This window comes from Halobaculum sp. D14 (genome assembly GCF_051195135.1).
Taxonomy (GTDB): domain Archaea; phylum Halobacteriota; class Halobacteria; order Halobacteriales; family Haloferacaceae; genus JBNTKA01.
Window position 1 is genome coordinate 1 of sequence record NZ_JBNTKA010000003.1, and the last position, 15,811, is coordinate 15,811.

Genomic DNA, 15,811 nt, shown 5'->3' on the forward strand with positions numbered 1-15,811 from the left:
GCCCGCTCAACCCCGAACTCGCCATCCTCGGCGGGAAGAAGCTGATGGCGGACCGCACGTTCGGCGTCCTCGCGAACGTCGTCGTGGTGAGCTTCATCGCCATCGTCCCGTTCGTGAACAAGGGGAGCGCGCGCCGCCCCGTCGAGCAGCCGTTCTGGGCCGCCGTCGGGATCACCGGCGTCACGTTCGCGCTCACCATCTCGATGCTGTCCGTCAAGAACCTGATGCCGATGAACGTCCACCTGCTGTTCGACCTGACGTTCCTCGTGCCGCCGATCGCCGGCTGCGTCGCGTACGCGGTGCTGAAGACGATGCGCGAGGGCTACATGTACGACCTCAACCGTCGCTACTACCGGCTCCGGCCGCCGAAGTAGCGCCCGCGGACTCTCCGACGGCGCCGCCCGAACTGCTGTTTTTCAGTTTCCACGTGCTTCCCGTCGCGAGCGGCGCGCTTCCTCGCCGCCACCGGGCCAGCACCGGCAGGTCCGGTGGCGTCGGTCCGCAGGACAGTTGTAGCAGCGGCCCCGAGTGCCGGTATGAGCGACGGGACCGGTGACGACGCGGCACGCGCGGGCGGCGCGGGCGACGCCGACGCGGCCGAGTCCGCGGCGTCGACGGAGACGGCCGACGAACAGCCGGAGGAATCACCCGGCGACGTGGCGGCTCCGTCGGTTCGCGGCGGCGACGGCCGGAGCCGCGAGGTCGTCGTTCCGCTGGCGCTGTACAAGCGCGTGACGACGTACGCCACGCTGGTCGCCGTCGTCTGCGTCGTCGCGGGGTTCGTGCTGCTCGACGCGGCGACGCTGCAGGTGTCGACGGTCCGGAACCTCGTGGTGGCCGCGCTCGGCTGGCTCGGCGTGCAGCCGCCGAGCGGCGTCCTCTCGGGCGTCTTCGCCGTGTTCGGCCTCGCGTCGATTCTGTTCGGCGCCGCCGTGTACGTGCTCGGTTCGCGGTTCCGGGCGGGGGGAATGGGAAACGCTCAAGAAGACACCGACGAACAGTCGAATAATGGCTGACGAGTTCATCAAGGGTCTCGGCCTGTTCACGGGGGGCGGACTCGCGTGGATGGTGCTCGCGGGATGGTACCGGACGGAGTCGTTCGAGAGCTCCCACCAGCTCATCGCGGCGCCGCCAGAGCCGGCGACGGTGTTCGACGCGATCGGCATCTTCCTCAACTACGTGTTCTTCTGGACCGCCATCCTGGGGGCGCTCACGTTCTGGGTGCTCATCCCGGCCGCCCGCGAGCTCAGCGACGCGCTCGGCGACGCCGACGCGGCCTGAGCCGCCCGCACAACTCCGCTCGCTGCCCGACCGAGCCGACGCGTGATTCGGCTCGGCGCCGCCTCCGCGCGCTGCCGCTGACGCTCCCATGAATCGGAAGACTGCGGTGCGACGCGTCGGGCTCGTCCTGCTCGTCGCGAACGTCCTGCTCGCGCTCGCGAAGGCCGCCGTCTGGTCCGCGACGGGGAGCCTCGCGCTCGGCTCGGAGGCGGTGAACTCGTTCGCGGACACGGCGTACTCGTTCGTCGTCCTCGCGGGGCTGTACCTGACGACGCAGCCGCCGGACTTCGAGCATCCGCACGGCCACGAACGCATCGAGCCGTTCGTGTCGCTGTTCGTCGCGGTCGGCGTGTTCGCCGCCGGCGCCGGCGTCCTGTACACGGCGACGCAGGCCGCGCTCCGCGGCGGAACCACGACGCCGGTCAACAGCCCGCTCGCCGTCGGCGTCCTCGTCGCCGCGGGCGCCGTGAAACTCCTGCTGTACCGGTACTGCCGCCGCGTCGGCGAGCGCCGGGAGTCGCCGGCGCTGGTCGCGACCGCGCTCGATAACCGCAACGACACGCTGACCGCGGCCGCCGCCATCGTCGGCGTGGTCGGGTCGGCCGCCGGCTACCCGATTCTCGACCCGCTCGCCGCCGGCGTCGTCTCGCTCGGCATCCTCTACACCGGCTACGAAATCGTCCGGGACAACGTCGCCTACCTCGTCGGCGCCGCACCGCCGCCCGAGCTCCGCGAGGACATCCTCACGCGCGCGCTCGAACACCCGCAGGTGCGCGGCGCCCACGACGTCGTCGCTCACTACGTCGGCCCCGAGGTCGACGTCAGCCTCCACATCGAAGTCGAGGGCGACCTGTCGCTGTTCGAGGCGCACGACATCGAATCGTCCGTCGTCCAGCGCATCCGGGACATCCCGGCCGTCGACGACGTGTTCGTCCACGTCGACCCGAAGGAGCTCGGCGAGTGGAAAGAGGACGACGACGCCCGCGTCGCCGCGGCCGAATCAGAGCCGGACTCCGAGGGAGGGTCCGCCGACGCCGCGGACGACGGTCAGTAGAACGTGAGCCGTGAGTCGTCGCCGTCTCTGTCGCCCGCCTGAACCGTCACGGCTCCGTCGCCGTCGACGGCCCGCTCGTCGGGGTCGCCGCCGGCGATTCTGTCGGCGTGGCGCGCCGCGGCAGCGAGCGCGTCCCGGAGGACCGCTCGGTCGGAGTCCGCGTTCGGGACTGCGGCGACGGCGACGCGGTCGCCGGCTGTCCGGTCGCGTTCGTACACGACAAGCGCCTGCTCGCCCGCCGCGCCCGCCGGCGTGACGAGCAGGTCGCGGCCGTACTCCTCGTGGCGGAGCGTGACCGCGTCGGCCGGCAGGGCGTCGCCGAACTGCACCACCTCGACGCCGACGCGCCAGCCGCCCGGGACGACTGCGTCGACCGGAAGTTCGTGGAGGACGTCGCGCAGCGTCCGCGCTGTCGCCACGTCGTCCAGGTCCGTGCGGCGCCGGTCGTCGCGTGGCAGTCCCTCCATGCCTGTTGGTTCGGCGGCGACCACCATCAAAATGTCGGCTAACCCAAACGAACCGTCGCTGCCGCCTCGCCCGGGGCCGCGCCGTCAGTTCCCGCCGATTCGGTCGCGGCCGAACCGGCCGACGTCGGCGCGGTCGACGACGGCGACGTCGCAGTCGAGGTCGCGGACCTTCTCGAACGTCGGCGGCGAGAGGACCCGGGACGCCGGCGACCGGTCCCGGGAGGAGCCGAGCATCACGAGGTCGTACGCGTCGGCGTTCGCCTCGATGAACTGGAGGACGTCAGAGCGCGCGACCCTGGTCTCGACGGGGCCGTCGACCGTCTCGACGACGTCCGCGAGCCGTTCTTCGGCGCGCCGACGCTCCACTTCGCGGTCGATGCAGGTGCACACCGAGACGCTGCCGCTTCGCCCGGCGAGCCTCGTCGCGAAGTCGACCATGGCGTGCGCCGAGTCGCCGGGGCGGGCAACCGGGACGAGCACGCGACGCCACCGCTCGCGGTCCGTGGACGGCCTGAACGCCACTGCGTCGACCGGGAACCTGAACACGCTCCTGACGAACTCCGAGAGCAGCCCGCGGTCCTCCTCGTACTGAGTCACCACGAGGTCGCAGTTCGTCGCCGTCACCGTCTCCCGGACGGACTGCAGCGGGTCGCCCGACGTCACGACCGTCTCGCACGGGATGCCGACCCGGGTCCGAATCGTCGACGCGAGCCGGTCGAGCCGCTCGGCCGCTTCGACCGCCGCGGACTCGACTTCCGGGTCGTCGATGTCGGAGAAGCCGCCATCGTCGGGTGCTATCGGCGTCGGGCTGCCGAGCGCGGAGTGTTCCGCCTCGGCGACCCGTTCGTCGCTGACGACGTCGAGCAGCACCACCTTTCCCGCCTCGTGTGCGGCGGCGAGCCGCGCGCCGAACAGCGCGGTCCGCCGCGGGTCGTCGCCGCGGACCGGGACCAGGACGTGGTCGTCCGCGCGCATCGTGCCGTACAGCAGTTCGGCGCGCTGCTGGTAGAACTGTCGGCGCCACACCGCGAACGCGGCGGCGACGAAGACGCTGCCGGCGAAGATGAAGCCGACGTACAGCGCCGGCCGTTCGGGCGCCGCGAGGACCAGCAGCGCCGACGAGAACGCCGACGGCTCCTCGACGCCGAACCCCCAGGTGACGACGCCGGCCAGCAGGATGGAGAACGCCGCCGCCGTCGGCGTCACCAGCACCTCGCCGCCGCCGCCGAACAGGAGCGCCTCGATGCGGAGCGCCGCCCAGCCGCAGGCCGCGCCGGCGGTGAGCCCCGCGACGAACCGGACCGGCTCCGAGTACTCACCCTCCGGGTTCGCGAACAGCGTGTAGGTGCCGGAGGCGAGCGGCGGGAACAGCAGGAACGAGAACCGCTGAACCACGTTCGACAGCTCCGTGACGACCGCGACGAGCAGCGGCACGAACAGCAGCACCGACAGGTGGACGAGGTTGTCGGTGTTCTCGACCCAGCGGGCGAACGCGGCGAGTTCGCGCCGCTCGACTCGGCGGAGCCGCCGGGCGGCGTCGGTGAGGGCGTCGACGAACCGGTCGAACATGGCGGTGGGTCGGTGCTACAGCCGGGTGACGGTGTCGAGCGCGATGGAGATGGCACGGCCGACGTTGTTCTTCGCCTTCTCCGGGAGCTCCTCGTCGGAGTCGGCGCCCTTCTGGGTGCCCTCGACGAGGTTGCCGTCGGCGGTGCAGATGGCGCCGGCGCGCATGCCGCGGCGCCGCGCCAGCGAGAACACGGCCGCCGCCTCCATCTCGATGGCGAGCAGCCCGGCCTCCTCCCAGTCTTCGACGTACGCGTCCGACTCGTTGTAGAAGGCGTCGTCGGAGACGATGGGGCCGACCTGCACGGTCTCGTCGCGCGCCTCCGCCGAGTCGACGAGCGCCGTCAGGGTCTCGTAGTCCGGGACGGCCGGATACGTCTCCGACTCGTACCGCTTCGACGTCCCCTCCTCCTTGGCGGCGCCGGTCGCGACCACCATGTCGCCGATTTCGATGTCGGTCTGGAGCGCGCCGCAGGTGCCGACGCGGATGACGGTGTCGACGCCGACGCTGTGCAGCTCCTCGACGGCGATGGCGGCTGACGGGCAGCCGATTCCGGTCGAACAGATGGTGAGTTCACAGCCCTCGTACTCGGCGTTGACGATGCGGTACTCGCGGTTCTCCGAGACCAGTTCCGCGTCGTCGCACTGGTCGGCGATGCGGTCGACGCGGTCGGGGTTCCCCGGGATGAGCGCGATGTCGTGGACGTCGCCCTCCTCGACGAGGAGATGCGGCTGTTTTGCCATACCGGAGCGTCCGCCGGTCGAGGCAAAAAGCCCGCGGAAGCGACGGCGCCGACCGGGCTACGATTCGCCGCTGTCAGTGTACACTTCCTCGAGGTCGACCTCCGGGTCGCGTCCCGGTTCGCCGCGGGACGGCCGGCCGTCGGGGTCCGGCGCAGACTCCCGGGCCCGTTCGGCGAGCCGCTCGTGGGTGTCGAGCGTCGGGCCGTCCTCGACCGGTTCGAGCTGGACGTAGCTCCCGTCCGAGCGCATCAGCCACCGCCGACGGTTGTCGGTCAGCATGGACGCCAACACGGTCTCCAGTTCCGCGCGGATCGCCGGGTCGTCGACGGGCGCGACCGCTTCGACCCGCCGGTCGAGGTTTCGCGTCATCCAGTCTGCCGACCCGACGAAGTACGCCGCGTCACGCTCGCCGCCCTGCTCGTTCTCGCCGTTGGCGAAGTAGTAGATGCGGGAGTGTTCGAGGAATCGCCCGACGACGCTGTGCACGCGGACGCTCTCGGACAGCCCCTCGACTCCGGGGCGAAGCCGACAGATCCCGCGCACCAGCAAATCGATTTCGACGCCAGCACGGGCGGCCCGGTACAGTTCACGGACGATTTCGGGGTCTTCGAGCGCGTTCATCTTCGCGACGATTCGGGCGTCGCCGCCGGCGCGGGCGACCGTCGCTTCGTTGCTGATCAGTTCGGTGACCCGCGAGCGGAGGTTCTCCGGCGCGACGAGCAGCCGGTCGTACTCGCGGTTGCGGGCGTGAGTCGTAAAGGAGTTAAACAGGTTCACCAGGTCGCCGCCGATGGCCTCGTCGGCGGTGACCAGCCCGAGATCGACGTAGCCTTTCGCCGTCTCGGAGTGGTAGTTCCCGGTACCGACGTGCGAGTACGTCGCCACGTCGCCGTCCTCCTCCCGGACGACGAGTGCGACCTTCGAGTGCGTCTTCAGCCCGATGGTGCCGTAGGCGACGTGAATCCCCTCCTCCTCGAGCCGCTTCACCCACCGGAGGTTGTTCTCCTCATCGAAGCGCGCCTTCAGCTCCACCATCACCGCGACCTGCTTGCCGTTCTTCGCGGCGTCGATCAGGCTCCCGATTACCTTCGAGTCCGGCGCGGTGCGGTAGATTGCCGCCTTGATCGCGAGCACGTCCGGGTCGTGAGCGGCCGCGTCGAGGAACGTCTGCACGGTGCCGCTGAACGAGTGGTACGGATGGTGGAGGAGTACGTCGTCGCGGCGCAGCTCCGCGAACAGGTCGTCGGGGCGGTCGGCGTCGATCCCCTCGAACCGCGGGTGTCGCTGCGGCGTCCACGGCTCCAGTTTCTGGTCAGACCGGTCGAGATCGACGACGGCGTCGAACCCATCGAGCGCGAGCGGTTCCGGTCGCACGAACACCTCTCGCTCGCTCACGTCGAGGTGTTCCACGAGCAGGTCGCGCACCTCCGCCGGCATGTCGTCGGCAATCTCCAGCCGGACGACCGTCGCGAAGCGCCGCTGGCGGAGCACGTCCTCGATCATCTCGATGAGGCCCTCGGCGACCTCCTCGTTTCGGCGCACCTCGGCGTTCCGGGTCACCCGGAACGTCGAGGAGTGACACACTTCGGTGTCCGGAAACAGGTCGTCGAGGTTCGCCTCGATGAGCCGCTCCAGTGGGAGGAATCGGTTCGTCTCCGTGTCCGTCGACGCCGCCGCTTCGGCCGTCTGCGTTCCACCGGGGTTCGCGCAGACCGCATCGACGGGGACGAGCCGCGGCCGGTTCTGCGGCACCTTGATCCGCGAGAACCGTTCTTCACCGTCGTCGTCGCGGGTCAACACGGCGACCGACAGCGAGAGGTTCGAAATGAAGGGGAACGGGTGGGCAGGGTCGAACGTCAGCGGCGTCAGCGTCGGCATCACCTGCCGCTCGAAGTGCTCCGACAGCCGGTCGCGCTCGCGGGACGTCAGGTCCCCCCACGACTCTATCTCGATGCCGGCCTCGCGCAGCGCCGGCTCGACCGACTCCGCGAAACACCGCGACTGCCGCTCGAATATCTCGCGGGCGTGTTCGAGAACCGCCTCCCACTGCTCACGCGGCGTGCGTCCGTCGGGCGTGGTCTCCGTGACGCCTGCGGCGAGCTGCTGTTTCAGGCCGCCGACGCGTTTCATGAAGAACTCGTCCATGTTCTTCGTCGTGATTCCGAGGAACCGAAGCCGGTGGAGGACCGGGTTTCGGTCGTCCTCGGCCTCGTGGAGCACGCGTCGCTGAAACGCGAGTTCGCTCAGCTCACGGCTGAGCTGGAAGCGCTCATCGTCGACCGACGCGTCCGTCGCCGACGGGACCTGGCCGCTCGCGATCGCCGGCGTCTCCGCACCGTACTGCGCCCACGGAACCGGGCATTCGGCGGTGCCGTCGTCGTCTCCGGGCGACCATCTCTGGTCGGCCTCGCCGAGCGACAGGACGGAGGGCCCGTCGGATGGCCTCGCTGCCAACGGGTCCACGGAGTCGACGGGCTCTTTCGACGAGTCGGCACCGTGTCCATCGGGGTCGTCGGAGTCGGCCACGGGGGTCGAGCTGTCGTCCATCTGTTCGTTGGTACAGAGAGAAACCCGACGGCTGGTAAGTGTTCCTGTCAGTTTGCTACTCACTCATCCGTACTTATCCATTCCACTATGTAGCACTCCCCACGTCTAATAGCGATTTCACCGCACCAGTCGGACTGACGGGAAATCTCTCCGATACAGAATCAGCGGCGAAATCGGGTCATCGACGGGAACTCCTGTTGGCCGCGTGAGCAATCATCCTGCGACGGTCGCGGCGGTCAGTCAGACTCGCTTCCGGTCGTCATCGACTGTTCGCCGCCGTCCATCGCCGTTGTGAACGGAGGGTTCAGGACTTTTCGGTCCGCGCGCTCCTCGGCGGACCCGTTCGGAGCGACCGAGCGGAACCGGTCGGCCCGCCAGTCGTAGGCGGTGAGGTCGCCGCCGTACACGCAGCCGGTGTCGAGTCCGACCGCGAACTCGCGGACGACCGGGCGGGCGAGCACCGTGTGGCCGAAAAAGACGCGCTGGGGGCCGCCGTACTCCTCCCACCAGTACGGGCGGTCGCCGTAGCTCCCGCCGGGAACGAGCGACCGGGTGGTCTGGAGGTCGTCGATCCCGTGCTCGTCGAGGGGGACGCGCGGGTCGACGCCGCCGTGGACTACCAGCGTACCCGGCGTGCCGCCCGAACCCGGCCACGAAATCGCGACGGGGAGCGAGGCGATCCAGTCGAGGTCGTCGTCCGTCAATTCGGGGAGTCGCTTCTCGCCGCGCAGCAGCTTCTCCTCGTTGTTGCCGCGGACGGTCAGGAGGTTGTCGGCCGCGCGGACGCGGTCGACGACGGCCTTGCTGTCCGGTCCCTTCCGGACGAGGTCGCCGACGAACACCACGAGGTCATCGTCGGTTACGTCCAGCGCGTCGAGCAGCCGGTCCACCTCCCCGTCGCAGCCGTGCACGTCGCCCACGACGTGGACGTCCTCCCACTCGGAGACGTCGACCCGTCTGTGGTGCGGTTCGACGTCCCGGCCGAATCGCGGTACACTCATCGGTCAATACGACGCCCCCATCCCGTAAAAACGTCGCCGAATAGTGGTACTGTGAGACCCGTAGACACGGGGTCTCCTTCTCGCGGAGGTCGCTGGCTTCCCGCCGCTTCACTCGCTGACTGGGTCGCACCAGCGGCCGAGTCGACTCACGGCTCCCGCCGACTCCTCTCGCTGCCTAACACCGACGACCGCGCAGGTAGCGCAATCCCTTTCCCGCGTTCAGTCGAACGACCGAGTATGAGCGCGCTCGACGAGGACGTTCTGGCGAAGTACCGCGAAGCCGGCGACGTGCTGACGACGGTGATGGCGGAGGCCCGCGAGAAAATCGAGCCGGGCGTCACGCACCTGGAAGTCGCCGAGTTCGCGGAGGACCGCATCCGTGAGGAGGGCGCCGGCATCGCCTTCCCCGTCAACATCTCCGTCGACGAGGAGGCCAGCCACGCGACGCCCGGCCGCGACGACGACGCGGAGTTCGGCGAGGACGTCGTCTGTCTCGACGTCGGCGTCCACGTCGACGGCTACATCGCCGACGCGGCCACGACGGTCGACCTCGCCGGCGAAGTCGAACTGAAGGAGGCCGCCGAGGAGGCGCTGGAGGCCGCCGTCGACGCCGCCGGCCCGGGCGTCCCGGTCGGCGAAATCGGCGCCGAAATCGAGGACGTCATCGAGGCGTACGGCTACACGCCCGTCTACAACCTCTCCGGGCACGGCGTCGAGCGGTTCGACGCGCACACCGGCCCGAACGTCCCGAATCGCGGCGTCGACCGGTCGGTGGAACTGGAGCCGGGGCAGGTCGTCGCCATCGAGCCGTTCGCGACCGACGGCCGCGGCAAGGTCGGCGAGGGCAGCGAGGAGGAGATCTTCGAGTTGACGAACGACCGGTCGGTGCGGAACCGCGCGGCGCGGCAGGCACTCGAAGAGATCCGGGAGTTCGACGGCCTGCCGTTCGCGGCGCGGTGGCTCTCGTCGTCGCGCGCCGAGATGGCGCTCCGCCGCCTGAAGACGAACGGCGTCGTCAAGGGCTACCCGGTACTCAAAGAAGCGGACGGTACGCTCGTCTCGCAGGCGGAGCACACGCTCGTCGTCACCGAAGACGGCGTCGAAGTAACCACCGCCGGCCTGTTCGAGTAACGGCGGCCCGCGGCTCTGCGGACGGCCGCCGACTCGACGGCCGGGTCAGTGGAACTGCATGGGCGCCCCTGAGGCTGCGCCGCTCCGGTGCTCCCGAGCGGGTCGCAGGCTCAGGCGTTGTTCATCCGCGTCGCCGACTCTGCGCCGCACTCGTTGCAGGTGACGACGCGGTACGGCTCACGGGAGAACGCGCTGTTCTCCTCTTTGTCGCTCTCGGTGCGGATTTCCACCCGCACGTCGTGAGCCGTCTCTCCGCCGCACTGCGAACACGATTCGTGAACGCTCTGGGGGTCGGAGGGTTGAGTCGCCATGCACCACGGGGTACACCGGATTCCTGCTTAAAGATAGGAGGTGGCACAAAAAGGTTTGGGTGGCTGCGCACAGCCGCTGTTTTCAGCGTTGCGAAGATGCGTGGGGCTGGCAGTTCCCGACCGGTCCGGCTGGCTCCCGACGGCCGGTCGAAACGGCCGCCGGCGTCCAGCGTGGTGATTCGGCGGGCAGTCCGAACGCGAAGCCACACCGACCAACACATTTAGGGCGACCTAATCGTAACCGTCGATGTGTCGACTCCAGCGGACTGCCCGGCGTCGTCGAACGAACCAGAAATGTTTTAGGCAAGCCTAAAAATTGGTCTGTATGGAGAGAGAAACCGGGACGCTCCGCACGCTGACCGCAGTTGCGTTCGCCGCATTACTCGTAGTGCCCACCGGGGCCGTCGCGTTCGCTCCCGGAGAACCGGTCGTCGGAGGCAGTTCGGCGACACAGCTCAACACCGAACGGGCGGCCCAGACGACCGCGAGCACGTCCGAAGACGTCGCGTTCGTCCGCACGATTGAAGAGATGAAGGGGCACCTCGCTGTGTCGCGCCAGTACGCGAAAGCGGGGAATACGAAGCTCGCCATCCTCCACGCCGGCCACCCACACCGGGAGTACTGGACGGCCGTCAACGCGACGCTCCGTGAGGCGAATGCGACGCTGGCGTCGGAACTCGAGGCCGCGCTTCTCGCCGCGCCGAACCACGCACGCAACGACTCCGCGAGCGAGTACGCGACCTACCTCAACGAGACGGTGTTCGACATGCTCGACCGCGCCGAGCGCGCCGTCGTCGGCGACCGGGTGGAGAACGCGACGTTCAACGCGAAGGTCTCGCGCGACCTCCTCCAGCGTGCAGTGCAGGAGTACGGGGAGGGTGTCGCCGCGAACGGAACCGTCGTCAATCGGATGGAGTACGACGACGCCCGCGGCTTCGTCATCCGCGCCGAGTCGCTGTACGCGAACCACGTCCGTGCGACGCTGTCCGAACACGCCCGCGCGGAACTCGACGAGATGTTTGAGACGCTCCACAGCGCTATCGGCGACTCGAAGGCTCCGAGCGACGTGAAAAGCATCACGAACGGAATCGCCGCCGAATACAGCGAGTATACCGGAATCGATGCCGAGACGAACGGGTCGGGGGTCGAAAAAGTCGTAGCTGAAATAACGGAACACCTCCACGAGGCGGTCGAAGCCTACGCGAACGGGAACGAGGCGAAGGCCAAGCAGATCATTCGGCAGACCTACCTCTCCTACTTCGAGGGGCTCGAGGGCGAACTCATCGAGAAGCGCCCCGAACTGGTCGAGGAACTCGAAGCCGACTTCAACGAGGACCTCCCGGGCCTCATCGAACGAAACGCCTCCGTGAGCAAGGTCCGCAGCGAGGTCGAGTCGATGGAGAAGAAACTCGCCGAAGTCGAGACAGTACTGTCGACCGAAAGCGAGAAAACCATCAGTCTCGGCAACGAAACCGAGACAGCCACGACGACGCAGTCGGCAGCGACGACCGAGTCAGAGACCACCACGACCACCTCCACGCCCGGATTCGGCGTCGGCGTCACGCTCTGTGCACTCGCCGGCGCGTTCCTCGCGCTACGCCGACGCTCGAACTGACGACATCGATACTCATGACCTCCGACTGGACATCCCGACTCACAGACCGTCGCACGTTCATCGCGGGCACCGTAGGAACCGCCAGCCTGCTCGCCGGCTGTAGCGGCATTTCGGGGTCGTCACGGAGTGGGACGACCGACGACCCGGTAGTCGAGACCGGAACCGCGTCGACGCGGACCCCGGAAGGCGGAGCCCCCTCTATCGACGACCTGCCGGATCTCGAGGGCGACCTCACGGTCTACCTGGGGCGCGGCGAAGGCGGCGCGTACAGCGACCTCGTCTCGTACCTCGAAGACACTCGCTACGAGGACTTCTCGGTCACGCTCAAGCGCGGTCCGTCGTCGGGGCTGGCGAACACGATTCTCACGGAGGCCGCCAACGGCGAATCACCCGCCGACGTGTTCTGGTCTATCGACGCTGCGTCGCTCGCTCTCGTCGCTCGAAACGGCCTCGCGGCGACACTTCCCGCCGACCTCACAGGTATCGTCGCCGGGAAGTTCCGCGACTCGAAGCGCCGCTGGGTCGGCCTCACCGGCCGCGCACGTGCAATCCCGTACAACACGGACAGACTGACCGCTGACGATATCCCTGCCTCAGTCTTCGACATCCCGGGCAAGAAGCGATTTCAGGACGCGCTGGGCTGGGCGCCCTCTTACGGGTCGTTTCAGGCGTTCGTTACGGCGATGCGGCACCTCGAAGGCGACAGCCGCACCCGCCAGTGGCTCAACGGCGTTCAGGAAACCGGCGTCAAGTCGTATCCGGGCGAATTCGGCGTCACGTACGACGTCGCACAAGGAACCGTGAGCGCCGGATTCGCAAATCACTACTACGCCCTCCGGTTGAAGCAAGCGAACCCAGACGCGCCTGTCGACCTCGCGTTCACGCACGGCGGGCCGGGCGCGCTCATCAACGTCGCCGGCGCGCTCGTTTTACGGTCGAGCGACCGGTTCGACCTCGCGACGAACTTCGTCCGCCACTTCCTCACCAGGGAGGTTCAGCGGTACCTGGTCGAACACGTCTACTCGTACCCGCTCGCTTCCGGCGTCGCACCGCCGGACGGCGGCGATATCGAACTCCCGTCGATCGCCGAACTCGACCCGCCGGACATCGATCTTGCAGCACTCGGTAACGTCAAAGAAACTATCAGACTCCTGCGCGACACCGGCGTCCTCTGAGAGATGAGCGAGAGCCAGCGAGACGGTGACGGCGTCAGCCCGCTCCACGGACCCGGAGAGACGATTCGCCGCGTCCGGGACCGAGGCGCACCGCCGCTCGCGCTGCTCGCCGCCGGCGTCGTCGTTGCACTCGCCGTACTCGCACCCGTCGGCTGGCTGGTCGTCCGTGCACTCGAAGTCCCGAGGCCACGGGCGATCCATCTGCTCACCAGCAGGTCGACGCTCACCGTCCTCGTAAACAGTATCGGTCTCGTCGCAGCCGTCACGGCCGCATCCACCGCGCTCGGCGTCCCGCTCGCCGTCGCCACCGCCCGCACCGACCTCCCGTTCTCGCGATTCTGGACGGTCGCCCTGGCGCTGCCGCTGGTGGTACCGAGCTACCTCGGCGCGTTCGCGTACGTCGCCGCGTTCGGACCGAACGGGACGCTCGCCGACGCCCTTGCCCCGCTCGGCGTCGTCGGTCTCCCGTCCATCTACGGCTTCCCCGGAGCGACGTTCGTCCTCACGCTGTACGTCTACCCCTACGTCTTCCTCGGGACGCGCGCCGCGCTGCTCACGATGGACGCCTCGCTCGTGGAGGCAGCGCGGACGCTCGGGGACTCGCCGGTCGCCGCGTTCCGCCGCGTCACGCTCCCGCAGATACTCCCCGGCATCACTGCCGGTGCACTCCTCGTCGCGCTGTACGCTCTCAGCGACTTCGGCACTCCGGCGATCATGCACGTCGACGTCTTCACCCGCGTCATCTACGTCGAGTACTCCTACTCTCGGGACACCGCTGCGCTCCTCTCCGTGCAGCTCTTGTTCGTCACGGCGGTCGTCCTCCTGCTGGAGTCGCGCGTCTCCGGAACGGACGGCTCCGGCTACGCGACCGGACAGATCCGTTCGGCGAGTCGCCTCCAGCTGGGGTGGCTGAAAGCCCCAGTCCTCCTTACCTGCGCGGCCGTCGTCGCGCTCGCGCTCCTCGTGCCGCTCGGCGTCTTCACGCAGTGGTTCTTCCGGGACGTCCCTGCCTACGGCGGCGGTTTCTCCTTGGAGTACGCGTGGAACTCGGTCTACGCCGCCGCACTCACCGCCGGCGTCGCCGTGGTCGCGGCCGTCCCCGTCGGATATCTCTCCGGCCGCTACGCGGACTCGCGGCTCGCGCGGCTCCTCGAACGCGTCACCTACGCGGGCTACGCCGTCCCCGGAATCGTCATCGCGCTCGCGCTCGTCTACGTCGGTGTGCGTTACGTCCGCGGGCTCTACCAGACGCTCCCGCTACTCGTCTTCGCGTACGTCGTGCGGTTCCTGCCCCAGGCGGTCGGTACGACGCGGTCGAGCGTCGTGCAGGTCGACCGCCGCCTCGTGGAGGCGGCGCGGACGCTCGGGGACTCGTCGGTCGCGGCGTTTCGGCGCGTCACGCTTCCGCTCATCCTTCCGGGCGTCTCCGCGGGCGCGGCGCTCGTCTTCCTGACGACGATGAAGGAGTTACCCGCGACGCTGCTGCTTCAACCGGCGAACTTTCGAACGCTCGTGACCTACATCTGGACGGCCCGTGAGTCCGGGTTCTACGGCCGCATCGCCGTCCCGGCACTCATACTGCTCGGAGTTTCCGCGCTCTCGATGGTCGTCATCCTCACACGTGAACGCACACAGCGATAAAATGACCGACACACATCTCGAAGCGGAGGACGAACACGCAGAGAACGCGGCAGGCGAACCCTGGCGCGACGCTGAAATTCCCGACGAGGACGTCGCCCTCGAAACTGACAGCGTGAGCAAGCACTACGGTAGCGAAACCGCGGTGGAGAACCTCTCACTCCGGGTTCGCGAGGGGGAACTGCTCACCATCCTCGGCCCGTCGGGATGCGGGAAGACGACGACGCTTCGCCTGCTCGCCGGGCTCGAAGCGCCCTCCGAAGGAACGGTTCACATCGAGGGGCGGCGCGTCGCGGACGCCGACGCTGCCAGGCCACCGAACGAGCGGAACGTCGGACTCGTGTTCCAGGACTTCGCGCTGTTCCCCCACCTTTCGGTCGCGGAGAACGTCGCCTACGGGATCGCGGACGCGAGCGACGAGGCGCAGGCCGGCCGCGTCGAGGAACTTCTCGATCTGGTCGACCTGGCGGGCTTCGAAGAACGGGACCCGAGTGAGCTCTCCGGAGGGCAGCAGCAGCGCGTGGCGCTCGCTCGCGCGCTCGCTCCCGAACCTGACGTGTTGCTGCTCGACGAGCCGTTCTCGAGTCTCGACGTCCGGCTCCGCGTGGAGATGCGCGAGGAGCTCAAACGGATTCTGTCGGCTGCGGGGGTCACCGCGGTCTCCGTCACGCACGACCAGGAGGAGGCGTTGAGCCTCTCTGACCGGGTCGCAGTGATGCACGACGGCCAGCTCGAGCAGGTCGGCCCGCCCGAGGCCGTCTTCGAGAACCCCGAGTCGCGGTTCGTCGCGTCCTTCCTCGGACACGCCGGTTTCCTCTCCGGAAACATCGGCGAGGAAACGGTAGAGACGCAGGTCGGCCCGATACCGCGAACCCAACTCACCGGGACCGTGGAGCCGTACGTCGGCGCCATGGTCGACGTCCTCGTCCGCCCCGACGACGTCGCACTCGCCCCGGCGGTCGGGGAGCCGGACGGCTTCGTCACCCGCAGGCAGTACACCGGGCCGTCGTTCGTCTACGACGTCGAGTTAGCGAACGGAGACCGAGTTCGGTGTCGACAGAACCACACGGAGAGCTACCCGGTCGGGTCGGGCGTCGACCTGGAGCTGGTCGCCGACCACGCGCTCGCGTGGTACCCGACGCAGTCGTAACCGCGTTGACGGATTGTCGATCCAGCTGTCTGCATCGACAGTTCACTATTCGTCCGCGATGAAATCCCGTAAATCTAGTGTGAAAGTATCAGAACTCGTTTTTGGGGCGCTGAACCCTTATGCGGGGTGTG

14 protein-coding genes and 1 pseudogene are annotated in these 15,811 nt (G+C 68.4%); 9 read left to right on the plus strand and 6 right to left on the minus strand.

The genetic code is table 11. The features are described from left to right. The 4 genes and pseudogenes from ACQUST_RS10900 to ACQUST_RS10915 all read left to right on the plus strand — a co-directional run. A pseudogene (locus ACQUST_RS10900) lies at positions 1-374 on the plus strand (cytochrome bc complex cytochrome b subunit); the annotation flags it as partial. A 162-nt stretch (positions 375-536) separates the two neighbouring features. Next, positions 537-1,016 (plus strand): DUF7315 family membrane protein, encoded by a 480-nt coding sequence (locus tag ACQUST_RS10905; protein ID WP_435128192.1) that lies wholly within the window; start codon positions 537-539, stop codon positions 1,014-1,016. After that, the gene (locus ACQUST_RS10910; RefSeq protein WP_435128194.1) at positions 1,009-1,281 is read left to right on the plus strand and encodes a DUF7314 family protein; all 273 of its coding nucleotides are present in this window, start codon (positions 1,009-1,011) and stop codon (positions 1,279-1,281) included. The genes ACQUST_RS10905 and ACQUST_RS10910 overlap by 8 nt, the downstream gene beginning before the upstream one ends. Before the next feature lie 88 nt (positions 1,282-1,369). Next, positions 1,370-2,335, plus strand: coding sequence for a cation diffusion facilitator family transporter (locus tag ACQUST_RS10915; RefSeq protein ID WP_435128195.1), 966 nt, complete (start codon positions 1,370-1,372; stop codon positions 2,333-2,335). Here the strand turns inward: ACQUST_RS10915 and ACQUST_RS10920 are convergent. The 5 genes from ACQUST_RS10920 to ACQUST_RS10940 form a co-directional block, all read right to left on the minus strand. After that, positions 2,329-2,802, minus strand: coding sequence for a hypothetical protein (locus ACQUST_RS10920; protein ID WP_435128197.1), 474 nt, complete (start codon positions 2,800-2,802; stop codon positions 2,329-2,331). The two genes, ACQUST_RS10915 and ACQUST_RS10920, sit on opposite strands and share 7 nt — an antisense overlap. An 84-nt stretch (positions 2,803-2,886) precedes the next feature. Next, complete coding sequence (locus tag ACQUST_RS10925) at positions 2,887-4,371, minus strand: HPP family protein (protein ID WP_435128199.1); 1,485 nt, start codon at positions 4,369-4,371, stop codon at positions 2,887-2,889. A 15-nt stretch (positions 4,372-4,386) separates the two neighbouring features. Next, entirely contained in the window at positions 4,387-5,112 is a 726-nt protein-coding gene (locus ACQUST_RS10930) for a nucleoside phosphorylase (RefSeq protein WP_435128201.1), read from the minus strand. Between the two features lie 57 nt (positions 5,113-5,169). Further along, entirely contained in the window at positions 5,170-7,638 is a 2,469-nt protein-coding gene (ppk1, locus tag ACQUST_RS10935) for a polyphosphate kinase 1 (RefSeq protein ID WP_435128203.1), read from the minus strand. A 257-nt stretch (positions 7,639-7,895) separates the two neighbouring features. Next, entirely contained in the window at positions 7,896-8,660 is a 765-nt protein-coding gene (locus ACQUST_RS10940; protein WP_435128205.1) for a metallophosphoesterase family protein, read from the minus strand. A gap of 237 nt (positions 8,661-8,897) precedes the next feature. On the opposite strand from ACQUST_RS10940, the gene map reads away from it, so the two are divergent. Further along, entirely contained in the window at positions 8,898-9,791 is an 894-nt protein-coding gene (map, locus tag ACQUST_RS10945; protein WP_435128206.1) for a type II methionyl aminopeptidase, read from the plus strand. 110 nt (positions 9,792-9,901) lie between these two features. Here map and ACQUST_RS10950 read toward each other — a convergent pair whose 3' ends face one another. Continuing rightward, on the minus strand, positions 9,902-10,102 hold the full coding sequence (locus ACQUST_RS10950) for a hypothetical protein (RefSeq protein ID WP_435128208.1): 201 nt from the start codon (positions 10,100-10,102) through the stop codon (positions 9,902-9,904). Positions 10,103-10,427: 325 nt separating this feature from the next. On the opposite strand from ACQUST_RS10950, the gene ACQUST_RS10955 reads away from it, so the two are divergent. Genes ACQUST_RS10955 through ACQUST_RS10970 form a run of 4 tightly spaced genes read left to right on the plus strand, consistent with a single transcriptional unit; the run spans position 10,428 to position 15,680 of the window. Beyond that, positions 10,428-11,717 carry a PGF-CTERM sorting domain-containing protein gene (locus tag ACQUST_RS10955; protein ID WP_435128210.1) on the plus strand — a complete coding sequence of 430 codons (1,290 nt, stop codon included), beginning with the start codon at positions 10,428-10,430 and terminating at the stop codon, positions 11,715-11,717. A gap of 14 nt (positions 11,718-11,731) precedes the next feature. Further along, the gene (locus ACQUST_RS10960; RefSeq protein WP_435128212.1) at positions 11,732-12,892 is read left to right on the plus strand and encodes an extracellular solute-binding protein; all 1,161 of its coding nucleotides are present in this window, start codon (positions 11,732-11,734) and stop codon (positions 12,890-12,892) included. Positions 12,893-12,895: 3 nt separating this feature from the next. Beyond that, the gene (locus ACQUST_RS10965) at positions 12,896-14,533 is read left to right on the plus strand and encodes an ABC transporter permease (RefSeq protein WP_435128214.1); all 1,638 of its coding nucleotides are present in this window, start codon (positions 12,896-12,898) and stop codon (positions 14,531-14,533) included. Between the two features lies 1 nt (position 14,534). Next, the gene (locus ACQUST_RS10970) at positions 14,535-15,680 is read left to right on the plus strand and encodes an ABC transporter ATP-binding protein (RefSeq protein WP_435128216.1); all 1,146 of its coding nucleotides are present in this window, start codon (positions 14,535-14,537) and stop codon (positions 15,678-15,680) included. The last annotated feature ends 131 nt before the right edge of the window (positions 15,681-15,811 follow it).